The sequence below is a fragment of the Micromonospora sp. HUAS YX12 genome (genome assembly GCF_040215685.1).
Classification (GTDB): Bacteria; Actinomycetota; Actinomycetes; order Mycobacteriales; family Micromonosporaceae; genus Micromonospora; species Micromonospora tulbaghiae.
In genome coordinates this window covers 468473-485648 of record NZ_CP157974.1, presented here as the reverse complement: position 1 = coordinate 485648, position 17176 = coordinate 468473, and the positions used below count along the sequence as shown (strand labels likewise).

The window sequence follows — 17176 nt, the reverse complement described above, 5'->3', positions numbered from 1 at the left end:
GGCGCCTCGTCAACGCAGCCTGCCCTCGCGGTACCACCAGAGCAACTTCGCTTCGGGCGCTCCCGGGCGGAAGGTCTTGTAGTCGGCAACGACGTCGACCAGCTGATCGATGAATCCCTCGTGCGCGCCGTTCTTCGGATCCTCCGACGTGCCCCTGATGTAGAGGACGACGAACGTCGCCGGTCGCCGATCGTGCTTGGGACGGATGACGCGTCCCATCCGCTGGATCATCTGACGCTTGCTCTGGGTGCCCGCCACGACCACCCCGACCTCCGCCTGGGGTAGATCGATCCCCTCATCGAGGACTCGAGGCGCGGTCAGCACCTTGATCCTTCCATGCTTGAACTCGGTCAAGCGGTGCTTGCGCGCGGTCCGGTGGAGTTCGCTCGTGAACTCCGAGGCCGATACGCCCCGCCCACGCAAAATGCCCGCCGCCTGCTCCGCGCTGGCCGTGGTCTCGCTGAAGACCAGTCCGGCGTCCGCCTCGGCGAGGATCGGTGCCAGGGATGCCAACGCCTCGCGCTTGCGCCGGCAACCGGCAAGCAACTGCCGGCGTTTGCTGAACGCGTTGAGGTATCGGCTGGCGTCCATCGTCGCGCGAGGGCTGCCATGGCCACCCCGGCTGAGCTCGTTGACGTGCGTGATGAACTCGCCGAAGGGCTCCGCAGGGCAGTCGTGGTCGAGGACCAGCCGGCGTCGAAGTGTCCTGACCTGCTCGTCATACTGGTCGTACAGCTCACGTTCGTTGCCGGCGAAGTCTGCTCCCAGAAAGGCGACGCGGAACGGGGCCAGAATGTCGTCGGCCAAGCCGCGTTCGTAGGTGCACCCTGCCACCACCTCGCCGAAGTAGGGCTGCAGATGATCAATCAGGCCGTTGTCCGTGCGCTCGTACGTCGCGGTCAGGCCCAGTCGTGCTTCGAAACCTTGATTGAGGGCACGAGCGAAGGACTTCGCGCCATAGCGGTGCACCTCGTCGGCGATCAGCAGTCCGGGGGCACCGCCCGGAATGATCCATCCCTTGGCGGCGGATTGAACGGTAGCCACGAGGACCGAATGGTCGGACAGCGAATCTCGATGGCCGTCCCCAAGGCGTCCCACTCGACCGATCCGAAGATCACGTCGCAGAGCGGCGTGCCACTGGTCGAGCAGCTCACGTCCCGGCACGAGGAGGAGCACCTTCTCGCCGGCATCCACCGCGGCTGCGGCCGCCAACACCCCGACCGTGGTCTTGCCGGTGCCGGTAACCGCCTCCACCACGCCTCGACGACCGTTGGCGTGCCACTCGCCCAGCGCCTCGCGCTGCCAGGCGCGCGGTTCCCTACCGACATAGCATCGGGGCCGCGTGGGCACCGGCGCGATGCTCGCACCATCTCCTTGCTCCGCCCCGGCAGCCAGCCGCCAGCGCGGCGGGGTGGCACCGTCATGGGCGAAGGTTCCACGTCCGGCATACAGCACGCGGTTGACGTCCGTCGTCGTCAGCCCGTCCAGTCCCAGGCTCCGCAACCCGGTCAGGAGATCCCGCTTGTTCTGGCCCGGCCACTCCGTCAGCAGCTGCCGCAGTGCCGTCCCCGTCTGGATCTGCCGCACGCCGATTCCCCTCGTCACCTGCTCGGAGCTGAGCAACCCACTCGGCCGCCTACGGTGGCGGTGGACCGCTCATGGGCGTACGACTCGTACGCATCGCGCGATCGTATGGGGTCGCGCATGAGGTGCTGATCACCCAGCCAGGCCGAGCCTTTGGCCGGGAACGCCCCGCAGAGCGCGCGGTCGGCCCCTGACCGCGGCCGTTCGTGCGACGTCAACCCACGCAAAGCCCCTCTACAGTGCACGGATGACCGAGACGGACAGCCGCGAGGCTGTGATGCGTGCTGACCCGGAGAAGCAGGCTAGGTTCGCGGCCCTCGCGGACGGCCCCTACCTCGACCAGACCGTCGCGGCGAACCGGGCCTACCTGACGGCGGCGGTCCCCGATCCGGTCGCAACTGAATCCGTGGCTTGGGCGCTGTCCTGCCTACCGAAGACCGGGGTGGGGCGGCTCTCCACCCTCAACATGAAGCGGATGGAGGCCTTCGTTCTCTTCCAGCCGGAGGATGCCGACAGCGAGGACGTGGGTGGCTTCATGGTCGTCCGTGAGTCGGTGCTGCGTCGGTACGTCGGCTCGGGGCGGAGCGTTGAGGAGCAGCATCCGCATCTTGAGTTCGGCCGTTACTTGGCGCGGCGGCTCACCACTCGTCGGGATCCCTCGTAGGGCGACGGGCCACGCGCAACGCGTCGACCACCGCCGCCCAGCGGCTCGACGTCATCTCGTCCGGAGCCCGCAGCACACCTCCGTCGTGCACCACCACTCCCGCCTCGCGCAACCGCCGCAGGTTCGGCCCGTAGGCGGGGTGCGCGGCGAGCGTTGCCTTCACCCGGGGAAAGACATGTATCGGCACGCCGGTGCCGAGCAGCTCGTTGATGATTCCCAGCGCCAGCGTGTCGCTCGCCCCCGGTCGCCCACTTGTTCAGCGTGTTGAACGTGGCGGGCACGACTGCGGCGCCGTCGGCCGGCGGGTGCGGCTCGGGATCGCCGGGCCGACGCCACTGCGCGCGTACCGGATATCCGGTCTGTTCGGCGAGCGCGTCGCAGTCGAGCCAGCTCGCGGCGATCGGGGTGGCGATCACGCAGATCCGCCAGCCGTCGGCCATCAGCAGGTCGGCGAGTTCGCCGATCCGCTGGGCCGGTGGTGCGGCGCAGACGACGAGGTAGAGCACCGGCGCTTCACTCATGCCCCGCAGTCTTACCCGGCGCGTTGTTCAGAAGGGCCTGCGCCACTGACGAATCCGTCAGGAAGCGCCGCTGCCTTGAATCTCGCCTGGCGCGGCGGTCAGCGCGTTTCGGCGTGTCGGTCGATGAACGTCCTGGTGGCGGGCTGGTCCGCTGGGAGCGGTCCCAGGCGGGGTGACGATCCACCCTGTACGGTCGCTACACTCCCCGAAAACGTCCGGAACCGCCCACGGAGCCTGGAGAAGCCTGTGACCCGCGACAAGGCCGCACCGCCCGGAATCGACGTCACCGTTCCCAGCGTGGCCCGGGTCTACGACTACTTCCTGGGCGGCAAGGACAACTTCGAGGTCGACCGGAAGGTCGCCGAGCACGCCTTGCGGATCACGCCGGATGGGCCGGCCGCCGGTCAGGCGAACCGAGCCTTCCTGCGCCGGGTGATCCGCTTCCTCGTGACCGAGGCGGGCATCGACCAGTTCCTCGACATCGGGTCGGGGCTGCCCACCCAGGGCAACGTGCACGAGGTCGCCGTCGAGCACAACCCGGCCGCCCGGGTGGTGTACGTGGACAACGACCCGATCGTCCTGGCGCACGGGCGGGCGCTGCTCGCCGCGGAGGGCACCGCGACGGTGATCCAGGCCGACATCCGGGAACCGGAGGAGATCCTCAACGATCCGGACGTCCGCCGGTTCCTCGACTTCGACCGCCCGATCGGGCTGCTGCTGTTCGCGATCCTGCACCACATCGGCGATGACGAGGATCCGCGATCGGTCGCGGCGGCGTTGATCGACGCGTTGCCGTCCGGCAGTTACGTCGCGATCTCGCACTTCCGTGACCCGGGTGAGCGGGATCCGGAGGGTTCCCGCAAGGCCCGCGAGGTCGAGCGGGTGTTCAACGAGTCGCTCGGCACCGGCCGCTGGCGTACCGACGAGGAGATCCTCTCCTTCGCCGACGGGCTGACGGTGCTGGACCCGGGCCTGGTGCCGCTGGCCGAGTGGCGTCCGGACCCGGACGCGCCGGCCCCGCAGCAGACCGACACCTACCACACGTTCGTCGGACTGCTCGCCCGCAAGCCGTAGGCACCACGAGGCCGTAAGTGCGTGCGGACACGTCAGCCTGGCTTCTCTTCGCCCTCCTCGAACCGTGCCAACGCGGCGGACAGGTCCCGCAGGAACGCGTCGACCCGGGCGCGGTCGTAACCGTGCGCGACGAGCGGCAACTCGACCAGGGCCTGCTCGACCTGTGCCTTCGTCGCGACGCGCAGCAGGAAGTCCTCCGATCGCAGCGCCTCTCGGCCCTTCTGCACGAGGGCGTCGACGGCAGCCGGGTCGTATCCGCGCGCTTCGATCGGGAAGGTGGCTGAGCCGAAGCGCTGCCGGACGAGCTGGCGGTGGTCGGTGAAACGGCTGCCGCCGTACCGGGCGAGGGCGTCGGCCACCTGGTCCGTCTTCTCCCGCACGTCGTGCACTTCGAGCAGGACCAGGCAGGGCCGGTCGTCCAACGGGCTGTGGTGGGTCAGCGGGCGGTCGAGGGTCGACGTGGCGGCGGGTACGAGCAGCAGCAACGGCGATGGCATTTTTTTCTCGGACACAACCGGAGGTGGCTGGTACAGGACCAGGTGTTCGATCTCCGCCCAGGGCAGCAGCCGGTTCAGCTCGGCTGTCCGGACGGTCAAGCCTTCGAAGCTGATGTGGAACCGGAACGGCCGGACCGCCTGGACGATGCCCACGACGCCGGCGAGCATGACGAGCCCGCCGAAGATCAGCCCGCCGATCAGTCGAAGGGTGCTGCCAGCAGACAACCCGGACAGCACCATGCAGAGACCGAACGGCAGCATGACGAGACCGATGACACAACCGACGCGACTGCGGTGAAGGTCCATCGTCTCACCCGCGTTTCCCCGTCTTCCCTGACTGAGAGCGTGACAGTCGGGTGCAAGTTGATCGATGAGGCAGACGGCGGTCCCCCTGGCGGCGGCGCGCGGTCCTGGCCGGGGCATGTTAAGAAGGGGCCCCGCCTCTACCGGAGACGTTAAAAGGGGGCCCTTCCTTGCACGAAGCCGAGCAGGTGATCCAGCGTGTGCTGCGGGATCTGCGCGACGGGGAGCACCGCGGCGTCGTCGTGGACTCGCCACCCGGCGCCGGGAAGTCCACCCTCGTCGTCCGCGCCGCGATCGAGACCGCCGCCACCGGCGACCCGCTGATGATCGTGGCGCAGACCAACGAGCAGGTGGACGACCTCATCGACCGGCTCGGCCGCAGGGCGCCGGAGCTGCGCGTCGGGCGGCTCTCCGCGACCGACTACCGGCCCACCGAGCGGGTCACCGCCCATCCGGCGGTCCGGGTCGCGGCGAAGGTCGCCGACCTGGGCGGCCCGGCGGTCACCATCGGTACAGCCGCGAAGTGGGCCACTGTCACCGAGGGGAGCTGGCCGTGGGCGATCGTGGACGAGGCGTACCAGATGCGCGCGGACGCGCTGCTGCGCGTGGCGGGACGGTTCGAGCGGGCGCTGTTCGTCGGCGATCCCGGTCAGCTCGACCCGTTCTCCACCGTCGAGACCTTCCGCTGGACCGGCCTGACCTGGGATCCGATGCAGTCGGCGGTGGCCACCCTCCTGCGGCACAACCCGGAGCTGCCGGTGCACCGGCTGCCGGTGTCGTGGCGGCTGCCCGACTCGGCCGCCCCGGTGGTGTCCGCCGCATTCTACCCGTTCACCGGGTTCCGCGCCGGGACCGGGCCGGCCGACCGGGCGCTGACGTTCACCGAGCCCGGTGCGGGTGACGCCTACGACGCCTCGGTCGAGGTAGCCGCCGCCACCGGCTGGGCGTTGCACGAGCTGCCGGCCCGGCACACCGTGCGTACCGATGGGGAGGCCGCCGCGGCCTGCGCGGAGCTGGCGCTGCGGGTGCTGCGGCGCGGCGCGGTCGCGGTCAGCGAGGCCGCGCCCGGCGGCGCGCCGGTCACCGCGGACCGGATCGCCGTCGGGGCTGCGCACCGCGACCAGGTCGCGGCCATCCGGTCCCGGCTGGGCGCGGCCGGGGCGGGCATCACCGTGGACACCGCCAACCGGCTCCAGGGCCGGGAGTACGACGTGACGATCGTGCTGCACCCGCTCTCCGGCCGGCGCGACGCCACCGCGTTCCACCTGGAGTCGGGGCGGCTGTGCGTGCTGGCGTCGCGGCACCGGCACGCCTGCGTGGTGGTGGCGCGGGCCGGGATCGGTGAGCTGCTCGACGCGTATCCGTCGACCGAGCGGGTGCACCTGGACGTGCCGGTGAAGTTCCCCGACGGGTGGGAGGCCAACCAGACGGTGCTGACCCACCTCGATGCCCACCGGGCGTGACGAGGGACCGTCGCGGCAGGATCGGCGGACCGTTCGGATCTTCCGGCGTTCGCGGCCGGTGGGCACGATGGCCGGATGCATCCTCACGATCCCTACCAGCAGGATCCGTACCAGCACCAGCCGTACCCGCAACAGCCGTACCAACAGCAGCCGTACCCGCAACAGCCGTACCAACAGCAGCCGGCGTTCGTGGAGCAGCCGAGCCAGGGGATGGGCAGGTGGGCGATCGTCCTGTGGGTCACGGTGCCGGCGCTGCTGGTGATCCTGTGCTGTGCCGGATGTGTCGTCTCCGGGTTCGCGGGCGGGTTCATGGAGGGCTTCAACGAGGGCTATTCGTCGCCGTAGGCGGCGGGCCGGTGGTGCGCCGCCGCCCTCGGCGCGCGGCGCTGGCGGCGGTGCGTTAGACAGGGATCATGACCGCGAGCGTGCTGCCCTGGCTGGGCGGGGGTGTGGTGGCGGTGGTCGCCGGTTTCCTCGCCGCGTCGCTGCCCGGGCGGCGGGCCCGGGCCGAGGGCCGGCGGGTCGCCTGGTCGTCGGCGCGGGCGGCGATCCACGACGCCACCGTCAGCCGGGACGCGTCCCCGGCGGCGGTGCCGGAGGCCGAGCGGCTGCTGGCCCGCGCCGAGCTGCTCGCCGCCGGACGCGGCGGCGCCGCCGCGGCCCGCGCGGCGGCCGAGCACGCCCGCCGCGCCGACGAGCTGTGGCGGGCCGGGCGGTGACGAGGGTACGACGCGAGCTGCTGCGCTGGTCGCTGCTGGCCGCCGCGGCGGCCGTGCTCGTGGTGTTCCTGGTGGCGCAGCGGCAGAGCGTGGAGGTCAGCTACGGGCGCTCCCCGTCGACCGCCGCGCTGCCCGAGGGCTCGGCCGGGGAACTGAGCGACGCGAGCGTGCCCTCGGTCGAGGAGATGACCGCGCTGGTCGCCGCCGATCCGGTGGTCCGGCTGCCGGGCGCTGTCGCCCGCTGGGACGAGCAGCGGGTCCGGGCCGCCGTCGGTGACCGGGGCACCCGCATCCTGGTCGCCCCGCCCGGCCTGGACGAGGCCGAACGCCGGCGGGTGAAGGACGTGGAGAACGCCGAGATCCGGATCGTCGGCACCGAGGTCAGCGGGGGCATCTACGTGGCCTCGCCGGACGACCTGCCGGGCTGGCGGGCCCGGTTCGCCACCCGCGACGTGACCGGCCCGCTGCTCACGCTGCTGGCCACGCTGCACGACCAGCCGACCCCGCCGGACGGCGACGACCTGCGCTGGCGCGAACCGACCGGCCCGGAGCTGGCCCCGGTGGTGGCCGCGCTGCGCGCCGGCGGCCGGTACGTGGGCACCGGCGCCACGCTGCCCCGGCTGCCGGAGAAGGCGGCGAGCGCCGCGTTCCCGGACGGCGCCTGGTTCGTCGTGCTGCCCGCCCAGCCGTACGGGGAGCCGCTGCCCGCGTACGGGCCGGCGCTGCACCGGCTCGCCCCGGACCAGCCGCTGGTGGTGATGTACGGCGACTGGATCGAGTACCACGGTCCGGGCGCGGCGTCGTTCGCCGAGGTCGCGGGCGCGAGCTTCTACGCCCAGTTCGGCGGGCGGCTCGGCCGTTACACCTATCCCCAGCAGAACGTGCTCGGTGCGTACCTGGCCCAGGTCACCGACGTGCGGTACGCGGGGCTGTTCGACCGTCCGCTGCCGTACCGGCCGTTCGACCCGCTGCGGGTGGCGCTGCCGGCGCTGCCCTGGATCTTCGCCGGTTGCGTGGCGGGTTTCGTGGTGCTGTCCATCCGTACCGTGCGGGGGTCCGGCCGCCGCCCGGCCGACGTCGGTCCCGGTGGCACGCCGGCCCGGCTGGCCGGGCTCTCCGCGCTGGCGGTGGAGTTGTCGCTGCTCACCGACGCGCGTAGTGACCCGGCGCTGGTCCGGGGCGTGGGCCGGTTGCGGGCGGCCCGGGACGCGTTCGACGAGGGGTTGCCCGACCGGCACGTACGCGAACTGCTCGCCGACGCGGCGGCCGAGCTGGACGACGTGGCCCGGGACGTGCGGATGCCCGGCTACCGGCCGGACGTCTACCTGCGGGCGAGGCTGTCGTGAGCCGCGTCGCGACCCGTCCCGAGCGGCCGGCGGCCCGTCGTGGGGTGGCGACGGCCGGCCCGCGCCGGCTGCTCGGCCGCCTGGTCGGTACCGCGTTCGGCCGGGCGGTGCTCGCCTGCCTGGCGCTGGCCGGCTGGGCGCTGTGGACCGGAGGGATCCTGGACGGACCGGCCGCCCGGCAGGTACGCGGCTCCTCGGTCTACGCGGCGCCCGGTGTGGACCTGGACCGGGCCGCCGCCGAACGGGTCGTCGGCAACCGGCGGCTGGTGGTGCTGATCATGGAGCCGGGCGCCGACCTGCGGGAGGCGTGCGACGACACCGAGCGCGCCACGCAGGGCACGCTGGTGCTGGCGATGAGCCGCGACGGCGAGGACTGGGACACGTACGGCTGCTCCCGCCTCGGCGGCGACGGCCCGCGTGACCTCGGGCGGGCCATGGTCGCCGAGACCACGATCAGCCGGGGCGCCGACGCGTTCGTGGACCGGCCGGTCGAGGCGCTGAAGGTGATCGTGCTCAACTACGACCGGCTGGTCCGGGCCGGTCTGGTGCCGGACGGCGCTCGTACCATCAGCCCGTCGTCGCCCCGGTATCTGCTGGCCGGCGGCGCGGTGGCCGGGGTCTTCGCCGGTGCGGCGGTGCTCTGGTCCGGCGGCCGGCGGGCCGGTCGGCTGGCCGACGCCCGGCAGGCCGGGCGGGACGCGCGCGCCGACGAACGGGCCGCGCTGGGCGCCGCCACCGCCGTCCTGGCCCAGCAGATCATCGACCTGGACGGGTACGTCGGGCCGGTCGCCCCGGCGCACCGGCGGCTGGCCGCCGACTACGTCGGCCTGCTCGACGAGGTGTCCGGCGTGGACGGGGACGCCGGGGCGCTGCGCCGGCTCCGGGAGCGGGTCGAGGAGTTGAGCCGCCGCGCGGCGGATCTCGCCGACGACGCCGCGTCCGGCCGGCGCCGGACGACGCGCGGACGGGGCCGGCGCTGACCCGCCGACCCCGTCGTCAGTGCGTCGTCAGCGCTGGGCGCCCACCGTCGAGGCGGCCGGCCAGCTGCCGGTGAAGACCTGGGCGGGCGTCGCGCTGCGGGCCGCGAAGCCGAACAGCGAGTCGACCCGGGCGGCCTCGGCGGAGCTGGGGTACGGGTTGGTGCAGGTCGTACCGGCGCTGCCACCGGACATCAGGATGGCGCAGTTGCCGTTGTAGTTGTCCGGCAGGCCGAGGATGTGGCCGATCTCGTGCGTCATGATGCGCAGCGGCGAGTACTGCTGGGCCTGGTAGTAGTCGATCACCACGCGGCCGTTGCCGAGGCTGGTGCGCTGGGCGTACGAGCCGCCGCCGTAGGTGTAGGTGATCCGCAGGTTGGACCCGCACTGGGCCATGTTGATGTTGTTCGTGTAGTTGTTCCAGATCGCCGCCGCCTGCACCGCCGTGTTGGCGAACGGTCCGGCCTGGCTGATGTTGTAGCAGACGTTGCGGACGGCGGCGGAGGCCGGAGCCGGGTTGACGGCTACCGCACCGAGCGCTGCCAGCGTCGCGGCCGCGAGGGTGGCGAGGATCCGGGACAGCTTGGGCTTACGCATGGTTCACACTCCTTGGGATGGGGGGGGTGAGCGGAACGCCGCCAGCCTATAGATAGGCATTCATCGATATCAAGGGTAGCGGTGAACTGACCGGGCTCGATCATCCGTACCCCTGGTCGTGCGGACCACGGAGGTGGCGACCTGTTCCCGCGAGCCCCGCGACCGGCTCGGCCCGGTCGCCGTGCGCGCGGCGGTGCACCGCTGGCTGCGGCTGATCGCGGCCGACGCGGAGTTGGCGCCGTACCTGATCGGGGTGGACCGCCAGCGGCTCGCCGCGCTGTTCACCGCCCGGCTGGGCGCGGCGCTCGGCGGGGCGCGGCGGGGTTCGGACGGCGACCCCGCGGACGCCGGCGGACCGGCCCTCGGTGGATCGCGGCGGCCGCCGCTGACCGGGGAGCAGCGCTGGCGCGTCCTGGACTACCTGGCCGCCGCGCTCTGGACGCTCGACCTGCCGGCGGCGACTGTCGTCGACGCGCAGCGGGCCGTGGCCGGGTTGCTCCGCGCCTGAGCGACGGCGGGTCGCGTGAATGCGGCACAGGAACAGTCGTTCACGCCGCCGGGTATCCCCGGCTTTCCTGTCGACCTCCCGTCACGCAGGGTGTTTTTCTGATCGCTTGCGGTCGATAGCGTCGGTCCACTGCCGTCGACGAAGGGCCGACGATGAACGACAACGGACAACCGCTCGACCGTCGGCGACTGCTCGCCGGCGCGGCGGCGGCCTCGGCGGTCACAGTGACCGGCCTGGCCGTCGCCTCCACCACCGGCGCCGCGGCGGCCGCTCCGAGCCGCCCCGCGACGCCGCTCATCTCCCGGGACCGCATCGCCACCGCCGCGCTGCGCGCGCCCGACGGGTCCGCGCTTCCGGTCGCCGTCCAGGCCGACTTCCACGCCCGGCTCGCCGCCTGGCTGGCGTTCTGGTCGGCTAACTCGCCGTCGGCCTGGAGCGTGCCGGTGCAGGTGGTCGCCCGGATCGAGGCGGCCGGCGACGCGCTGGTCCTGCACGCCATCCGGCACCGCCGCGACGACGAGCTGCGCGCCGGCTTCGCCGCCGCCCGGCGGGACGCCGGCCACCTGGCCACGCTGGCCAGCCTGCACCACCACTTCCCGAGCGTGCGGGTCCGCCCGGACGGCACGATCCGGGTCGCCGACGGACCGGCCGGGTTCACCGGCGCGCCGGAACAGGTCGCCTTCGCGGTCGCCGCGTGCCGCCAACTGTGGGGCGACGCGGCGGCCACCGCCGACCGCTGGGCGGAGCACGCCGCCCGGGTGCTCGCCCGCGCCGGGCACCACGCCGACGCCGCCTCGCACGCCGGCTGGGCGGCCTTCACCCGCACCAGCCTGCGTCGCGGGCTGGGCACCGAATCGTACGAGTGACCGGAGGTAGCACATGGCCCGCAACGAGTTCCGCTTCGTGGTCGACGGCGTCGACCTGAGCCCCGAGCAGCAGACCCTGATCGCCGCGGAGATCCAGAAGGCCGGCCTGGCCGCGCTGCGTACCGCCGACGCCAAGCTGACCAACCCGCTGACCGTCGGCCACGGCAACATCAAGCTGCGTCCCGAGTGGTACGGGCTCTGGGTCATCGACGGCCCGTTCGCCCAGGACCTCGGGCAGAAGATCAACGACATCGGGTTCTGGATCCAGCGGTGACCGACGCCGCCCGGCCGGCCGGCACGCCGGAGCGGATGTGCCCGAGCACCCCGGCGTCCAACGCCACGGTGTTCCTCGGCATGATCACTCCGGCGGGCCGGGTGGCCTACGTGACTCCGGCCGTACCGGCCGAGGTGGCGCTCGCCGGGCTCGGTGACTCCGACGAGCCGATCGAGTCGCGGGCGCGGCTCGCCGGCCCGTGCGTCACCTCGTCCTGTGGCTTCTGGACCGGCTCGCACTGCGGGCTGGGCGCCCGGATGGCCGCCTCGTACGCCGAGACCGCCCCGCCCGCCGAGGAGACGCTGCCGAAGTGCGCGATCCGGCGCACCTGCCGGTGGTTCGCCGAACAGGGACCGGCCGCCTGCCCGGCGTGCGCGCACGTCGTCACCGACGCGCGGCTCTGAACGCGCTCCTGTTTGTCGGACCCTTCGACTAGCGTCGTGAGGTCATGGAGCCGAGGTTCGGCGAACACATCATCGGGCGGGAGCATCCCGCCGCGCTGCTGCGCGCCGAGGTGGCCCGGCTGGTCGACAGCCACGGCGGTCTCGTCCTGGTCACCGGCGAGCCGGGCATCGGCAAGACCACACTGGTCTCGGCCGCCGCCGACGAGGCCCGCCGCAGCGGGGCGCTGGTGCTCGGCGCCGCCTGCTGGGACTCCGACACCGCCCCCGACTACTGGCCCTGGGTGCAGGTGTTGCGCCGGCTGGCCCGGTCCGCCGACGAACCGCGCGGGGTGCGGGAAGCAGCCGACGCGGGCCTGGCGGCACTGCTGGGCGAGCACGCGGCGGGCGACGCTCGTCGCGGCGGGCCCGCGCCGGGAGGTGACGTGGCAGCCGAGCCGGGCGAGGCGGCCCAGCCGGGTGACGCCGGCCGGGCCGAGTTCGACAGGCACGACGCGGTGACCGCCGCCCTGGTCGCCGTCGCCCAGCACCGGCCGGTCACCGTGGTCCTCGACGACCTGCACTGGGCCGACCCGGCGTCGCTGCGGCTGCTCCAGTTCGTCACCCAGCACGCCTGGTTCGAGCGGCTGCTGCTGATCGGCACCTACCGGGACGCCGAAGTCGAATCCGTCGAGCACCCGCTGCGGCCGTGGCTGCTGCCACTGACCGCCAAGGCCACCAACGTCACGCTCGCCGGGCTGGGCCGCGCCGAGGTGGCCGCGCTGATGGCCCGCACGGCCGGCCGGGAGCCCGCCGCGAGCCTGGTCGACGAGGTGCACCGGCGCACCGGCGGTAACCCGTTCTTCGTGGAGCAGACCGCCCGGCTCTGGCACACCCACGGCCTCACCGACACCGTCGCCCCCGGCGTACGGGAGGTGGTGCGCCGCCGGCTCGACCAACTGCCCGCCGCAGTGGTCGAGGCGCTCACAGTGGCCGCGGTGCTCGGCCGCGAGTTCGACACAGGGACGCTCGCCGCCTGCGTACCCGCTCCGGTCGCGCAGGTCGACCGGCTGCTCGGCCGCGCAGCCGCGGCCCGGCTGGTGCTGCCCCGGAGTGACGGGCGGTTCGTCTTCGTGCACGACCTGGTCCGCGAGACCCTCTACGACGGACTGGCCGACGGTGAACGGCGGGCCCGGCACGCGGCTGTGGTCCGGGCCGTCGACCGGTCGGACGCGCTGGCCGGCGCGCTCAGCCCGGCCCACCTGGCCCGGCACGCCTGGCTGGCCGGCGGCGAGCTGGAGCCGGAACGCGCCGCTGACCTGCTGCTGGCCGCCGCCCGCGACGCCGGGGGCCGGATCGCCGTGGACGAGTCGGTACGCCACTACCGGCGCGCGCTGGAACTGACCGGCGAGCCCGGCCGGCGGGTCCGGGTGCTGCTGGAACTGGCCGGGCTGCTGGACCACACAGGCCCGCCGGCCGAGGGCGAGCGGCTGCTGGCCGAGGCCGCCGCGCTGGCCCGGGAACTGCCCGACCCCGGTGAGCTGACCCGGGTGGCGCTGGTCGCGCACCGGCAGCACTTCGCCGCCCGTCGCCGGCTCGACGCCGCCGAGCTGGTCCGGGAGGCGTACCGGCGGTTGATCGCGGAACCGGAGCCGGAGCGGCCGGTACGCGCGCTGGTCACCGACCTGATCACGGCCACCGAGACGCTCGCCCGGCACGGCCGCGACGACGAGGCGCTCACCTTCAGCCTGTGGGCCCGCCACGACACCACCTGGGGGCTCGGCACCGCGCAGGAGCGGGCCGTGGTCACCGCCGAGATCCGCGAGGTGGCCCGCCGCAGCGGCGACCGGGAGACCGAACTGTGGGCCACGGCGCTGCGCTGGGTCGCACTACTGGAGCTGGGTGACCCGGACTACCGGCACGAGCTGGCCGCGTTCGTGACCGGCGCGCAACACGGCGACGTGGACCGGCAGCGGGTGGCGGCGGCCGCGGACAGCGCGATCATCGCCGCGTTCCGGGGTGACCTCGCCACCGCCCAGGCGTGCTTCGCCGAGGCGGAGAGCTTCCGCGAGGCGACACACTCCGACCACGCGTTCATGACCGACCACATGCGCTGGTCGGTGCTGCTGCTGTACGGCCGCGTCACCGAGGCCGAGGCGGTGCTCGACCGCATGGGCGCCGCGCACCCGCAGGCCGAGCTGCTCCGGGCGATCACCGCCGCCGAGCGCGACGACGCGGCCACGGTGCTGCGGCTCACCGCCGCCATCGAGGCCGTCGGCACCGCGTACCCCCGGTCGGTGTCACCGCTGTGGCTGCGCCTGCGGGCGCAGGCGGCGGCCGTGGACGGCGACCCGGTCCGGTGCGCGCAGGTGCGGGTCGCCCTGGCCCCGCACCGCGGGCAGTGGACGGCGGCGTTGTTCGGGTGTGACATCGGCGGCCCGGTCGACCTGTGGCTGGCAGTGGTGGACGCGGCCGAGGGCCGGTGGGACGACGCGATCGACTGTTACACGGCGGCCCGGGAGGCCGCGGACCGCCTGGGCGCACGGCCCTGGTCGGTGCTGGCCCGGGCCGGGCTGGTGGGCGCGCTCGCCGGGCGCGACGGGCCGGGCGACGCGGCCGAGGCGCGGCGGCTGCGTGCCGAGACGGTGGCCGAGGCGCGGGCGCTGGGCATGGTCCAGGTGGTGGATCGCCTGGGCACGGCCGGTCCGGTCCCGGCGGTGGCCGGTGCCCAGCAGGCGGCGTCCGCCGTGGTCGCGCCGGTGGCGGCCCGGCTCGGCGCGGGCGCTCCGGCTCTGGTCGCCGCGTCGTCGCCGGCCGGCCGCCGGACCGCGTCGGGTCTGTCCCGGGCGGGTGTCGTCCACGGGCGGTCGCCCGAGCCCGGCGCGGGCGGTGCGGACGTGATCCGGCCCGAGTTCCGGCCGGACGGGCCGGTGTGGCGCCTCGCGTACGACGGCGTCGTGGTGCACCTGCCCGACGCCAAAGGTCTGCACGATCTGCGTCTGCTGCTGAGCCGCCCCGGCGCGGACGTGCCCGCCGTCGAACTGCTCGACCCGGCGGCCGGTCCGGAACTCGTCGCCGCGCGCCGCCTCGGGGCCGATCCGGTGCTCGACGACGAGGCGAAGGCCCGCTACCGCCGGCACCTGCGCCGGCTCGACGACGAGATCGACCGCGCGGCGGCCCGTGACGACGGACGACGGCTGGCCGAGCTGGACGCCGAGCGCGCGGCGCTGCTCGACCAGTTGCGTGCCGCCGCCGGTCTGGCCGGGCGCAGCCGGCGTCTCGGCGACCAGGCGGAACGGGCGCGCAAGGCGGTGACCGGGCGGATCCGCGACACCCTGCGCCGCATCGACGAGCGCCATCCGGCGCTCGCCGCCCACCTGCGCGAGTCGGTCACCACCGGCGGCGCCTGCCGGTACCGGCCCGCCGAGCCGGTGCCCTGGCGGCTCTGACCGACGAGGTGGCGGGGCCGCGTGGACCCCGCCACCGTCGTCACGTCAGCGGCGGTTGTAGCGGTACATCGTCAGCGTGCCGAAGACGACCACGAAGAAGGCGCTCCAGAGCAGCATCCACATGGTGCTCGGGCCGTCCATCGAGCCGGCCATCGCCCCGCGGACCGAGGTCACGAGCTGGGTGATCGGGTTGACCTTGACGAACGCCTGCAGCCAGCCGGGCATGGTGGACGGGTCGACGAACACGTTGCTCAGGAACGTCAGCGGGAACAGCACCATCATGCTGGTACCCATCACCGACTTCTCGCTGCGCAGCACCAGGCCGAAGAACGTCCACACCCAGGAGAACGCGAACGAGAAGATAACCAGCAGCCCGATTCCGGCCAGCACCCCGAGCAGCCCGCCGTCGGGACGGAAGCCGAGCACCACACCCACGGTGAGGATGACCACGGCGGCCAGGACGTAGCGCAGCACATCGCCGAAGATCATCCCGACGAGCGCAGCCGGCCGCCAGACCGGCAGCGTACGGATCCGGTCGAAGACGCCCTTCTCGATGTCGCTGTTCAGCCCGATCCCGGTGTACATGGTGATCATCACGACGCTCGTGACCATGATGCCGGGCAGGAAGAACTGGAGGTACGCACGCGGGCTGTCGGCGAGCGCGCCACCGAACAGGTACGTGAACATCAGCACCATGATGATCGGGAACGCCGTCACGTCGAACAGCTGCTCCGGCACGTGCTTGATCCTCAGCAGCGCGCGCCAGCCGAACGTCAGCGACGCCGACAGCGCGCTGGGCCGGGCCGGCCGCTCGGCCGGGGCGAGCACTGTGGCCAGCGCCTCGGTGGACGGCATGTAGACGGACGGCGCCCGCCCGGTGGTGATCGCGGTGTCGCTCATCGCGCCGCCTCCAGTTCGTCGTCCCGCTCGTCCGCCGGGACGGCCGGGTGGTCGGTCAGGGCCAGGAAGACCTCGTCCAGGCTGGGCTGGCCGAGGGAGAAGTCGTCCACCACGATGCCGGCGGCGGCCAGCTCGCCGAGCGCCCGCGCCGCCTGCGTACCGGCCTCCAGGTCGGTGCCGTGCTCGCCGACACGGGCGGTCAGCGCCGCCGGGTCCGCGGCGAGCTGCACCGGTACGCCGAGCGACGCCCGCAGCACCTGCTCGGCCTGCGGCCGCTGCTCCGGATCACGCAGCCGGATGTGGACGCTGCCCGCGCCGATCGACGCCTTCAGCTCGCCCGGGGTGCCCTCCGCGATCACCCGGCCGTGGTCGACCACAGCGATCCGGCCGGCGAGCTGGTCCGCCTCGTCCAGGTACTGCGTGGTCAGCAGCACCGTCGTGCCGTACGCCACCACCGCCCGCACGATCGCCCACACCTGGTTGCGGCTGCGCGGGTCCAGCCCGGTGGTCGGCTCGTCGAGGAACAGCAGATCCGGGGTGTTGAGGATGCTCGCGGCGATGTCGATGCGCCGCCGCATCCCGCCGGAGTACTTCTTCACCTGCCGTCCCGCCGCCTCGGTCAGCCCGAACGCGGCGAGCAGCTGCTCGGCCCGGTCCCGGGCGCCCGCCCGGCCCAGCCCGAGCAGCCGGCCCAGCAGGACCAGGTTCTCCGCGCCGGTCAGGTCCTCGTCCAGCGAGGCGTACTGGCCGGTCAGGCTCACCCGGGCGCGCACCGCGTCGGCGTCACGCACCACGTCGTGCCCGAAGACCCGGGCCGTGCCGCCGTCCGGGCGCAACAGCGTCGCCAGCACCCGTACGGCGGTGGTCTTCCCGGCGCCGTTCGGGCCGAGCACGCCGTAGACGGTGCCGGCGGGAACCCGCAGGTCCAGCCCGTCGAGTGCCCGGGTCGAACCGAAGGACCGGACCAGGCCCTCGGCCTCGACGGCCAGGCCGGTGTTCCGGTTGCTCATGAATCGCTACCTCTCCTCGTCGGTGTCCTCGACAGGCGGCGTGC

General features: G+C 73.4%; 18 protein-coding genes and 1 pseudogene. 12 read left to right on the top strand and 7 right to left on the bottom strand.

Annotated elements, in window-relative coordinates:
• Positions 1 to 9 precede the first annotated feature (9 nt).
• A complete protein-coding gene (locus tag ABIH81_RS02420) occupies positions 10 to 1587 on the bottom strand; it encodes a DEAD/DEAH box helicase (protein ID WP_349878815.1) in 1578 nt (525 codons plus the stop codon).
• Between the two features lie 244 nt (positions 1588 to 1831).
• Between ABIH81_RS02420 and ABIH81_RS02415 the strand changes: the two genes are divergently transcribed.
• On the top strand, positions 1832 to 2248 hold the full coding sequence (locus ABIH81_RS02415; protein WP_349878814.1) for a hypothetical protein: 417 nt from the start codon (positions 1832 to 1834) through the stop codon (positions 2246 to 2248).
• Here the strand turns inward: ABIH81_RS02415 and ABIH81_RS02410 are convergent.
• Positions 2223 to 2411 (bottom strand): hypothetical protein, encoded by a 189-nt coding sequence (locus ABIH81_RS02410; RefSeq protein WP_349881283.1) that lies wholly within the window; start codon positions 2409 to 2411, stop codon positions 2223 to 2225. The two genes, ABIH81_RS02415 and ABIH81_RS02410, sit on opposite strands and share 26 nt — an antisense overlap.
• Before the next feature lie 136 nt (positions 2412 to 2547).
• Positions 2548 to 2688 (bottom strand): annotated as a pseudogene (locus ABIH81_RS02405) (flavoprotein); the annotation flags it as partial.
• 327 nt (positions 2689 to 3015) lie between these two features.
• Between ABIH81_RS02405 and ABIH81_RS02400 the strand changes: the two are divergent.
• Entirely contained in the window at positions 3016 to 3843 is an 828-nt protein-coding gene (locus ABIH81_RS02400; protein WP_349878813.1) for an SAM-dependent methyltransferase, read from the top strand.
• 32 nt (positions 3844 to 3875) lie between these two features.
• Here ABIH81_RS02400 and ABIH81_RS02395 read toward each other — a convergent pair whose 3' ends face one another.
• Positions 3876 to 4580 carry a hypothetical protein gene (locus tag ABIH81_RS02395; RefSeq protein WP_349878812.1) on the bottom strand — a complete coding sequence of 235 codons (705 nt, stop codon included), beginning with the start codon at positions 4578 to 4580 and terminating at the stop codon, positions 3876 to 3878.
• A gap of 233 nt (positions 4581 to 4813) precedes the next feature.
• On the opposite strand from ABIH81_RS02395, the gene ABIH81_RS02390 reads away from it, so the two are divergent.
• From ABIH81_RS02390 to ABIH81_RS02370, 5 genes are all read left to right on the top strand, one after another.
• Complete coding sequence (locus ABIH81_RS02390; RefSeq protein WP_349878811.1) at positions 4814 to 6106, top strand: AAA family ATPase; 1293 nt, start codon at positions 4814 to 4816, stop codon at positions 6104 to 6106.
• A gap of 75 nt (positions 6107 to 6181) precedes the next feature.
• Complete coding sequence (locus ABIH81_RS02385) at positions 6182 to 6451, top strand: hypothetical protein (RefSeq protein ID WP_349878810.1); 270 nt, start codon at positions 6182 to 6184, stop codon at positions 6449 to 6451.
• A 68-nt stretch (positions 6452 to 6519) separates the two neighbouring features.
• Positions 6520 to 6825, top strand: coding sequence for a DUF6403 family protein (locus ABIH81_RS02380; RefSeq protein ID WP_349878809.1), 306 nt, complete (start codon positions 6520 to 6522; stop codon positions 6823 to 6825).
• Complete coding sequence (locus ABIH81_RS02375) at positions 6822 to 8171, top strand: hypothetical protein (protein ID WP_349878808.1); 1350 nt, start codon at positions 6822 to 6824, stop codon at positions 8169 to 8171. Before ABIH81_RS02380 ends, ABIH81_RS02375 begins: the two co-directional genes overlap by 4 nt.
• The gene (locus ABIH81_RS02370; protein WP_349878807.1) at positions 8168 to 9151 is read left to right on the top strand and encodes a hypothetical protein; all 984 of its coding nucleotides are present in this window, start codon (positions 8168 to 8170) and stop codon (positions 9149 to 9151) included. Before ABIH81_RS02375 ends, ABIH81_RS02370 begins: the two co-directional genes overlap by 4 nt.
• Positions 9152 to 9178: 27 nt before the next feature.
• On the opposite strand, the gene ABIH81_RS02365 is transcribed toward ABIH81_RS02370, so the two are convergent.
• A complete protein-coding gene (locus ABIH81_RS02365) occupies positions 9179 to 9745 on the bottom strand; it encodes a snapalysin family zinc-dependent metalloprotease (RefSeq protein ID WP_349878806.1) in 567 nt (188 codons plus the stop codon).
• Between the two features lie 118 nt (positions 9746 to 9863).
• Between ABIH81_RS02365 and ABIH81_RS02360 the strand changes: the two genes are divergently transcribed.
• The 5 genes from ABIH81_RS02360 to ABIH81_RS02340 all read left to right on the top strand — a co-directional run bounded on the left by ABIH81_RS02360 (position 9864) and on the right by ABIH81_RS02340 (position 15222).
• Entirely contained in the window at positions 9864 to 10253 is a 390-nt protein-coding gene (locus ABIH81_RS02360; RefSeq protein WP_349878805.1) for a globin, read from the top strand.
• Between the two features lie 152 nt (positions 10254 to 10405).
• Complete coding sequence (locus ABIH81_RS02355; protein WP_349878804.1) at positions 10406 to 11119, top strand: hypothetical protein; 714 nt, start codon at positions 10406 to 10408, stop codon at positions 11117 to 11119.
• Positions 11120 to 11132: 13 nt separating this feature from the next.
• Entirely contained in the window at positions 11133 to 11393 is a 261-nt protein-coding gene (locus ABIH81_RS02350; protein WP_013284305.1) for a hypothetical protein, read from the top strand.
• Positions 11390 to 11797: a hypothetical protein gene (locus tag ABIH81_RS02345; protein WP_091418959.1), complete on the top strand. Its 408-nt coding sequence runs from the start codon at positions 11390 to 11392 to the stop codon at positions 11795 to 11797. The genes ABIH81_RS02350 and ABIH81_RS02345 overlap by 4 nt, the downstream gene beginning before the upstream one ends.
• A gap of 44 nt (positions 11798 to 11841) precedes the next feature.
• Positions 11842 to 15222 carry an AAA family ATPase gene (locus tag ABIH81_RS02340; RefSeq protein WP_349878803.1) on the top strand — a complete coding sequence of 1127 codons (3381 nt, stop codon included), beginning with the start codon at positions 11842 to 11844 and terminating at the stop codon, positions 15220 to 15222.
• A 45-nt stretch (positions 15223 to 15267) separates the two neighbouring features.
• Here the strand turns inward: ABIH81_RS02340 and ABIH81_RS02335 are convergent, their stop codons facing one another.
• The gene (locus ABIH81_RS02335) at positions 15268 to 16122 is read right to left on the bottom strand and encodes an ABC transporter permease (RefSeq protein ID WP_349878802.1); all 855 of its coding nucleotides are present in this window, start codon (positions 16120 to 16122) and stop codon (positions 15268 to 15270) included.
• The gene (locus tag ABIH81_RS02330; protein WP_349878801.1) at positions 16119 to 17132 is read right to left on the bottom strand and encodes an ATP-binding cassette domain-containing protein; all 1014 of its coding nucleotides are present in this window, start codon (positions 17130 to 17132) and stop codon (positions 16119 to 16121) included. Before ABIH81_RS02330 ends, ABIH81_RS02335 begins: the two co-directional genes overlap by 4 nt.
• Between the last annotated feature and the right edge of the window lie 44 nt (positions 17133 to 17176).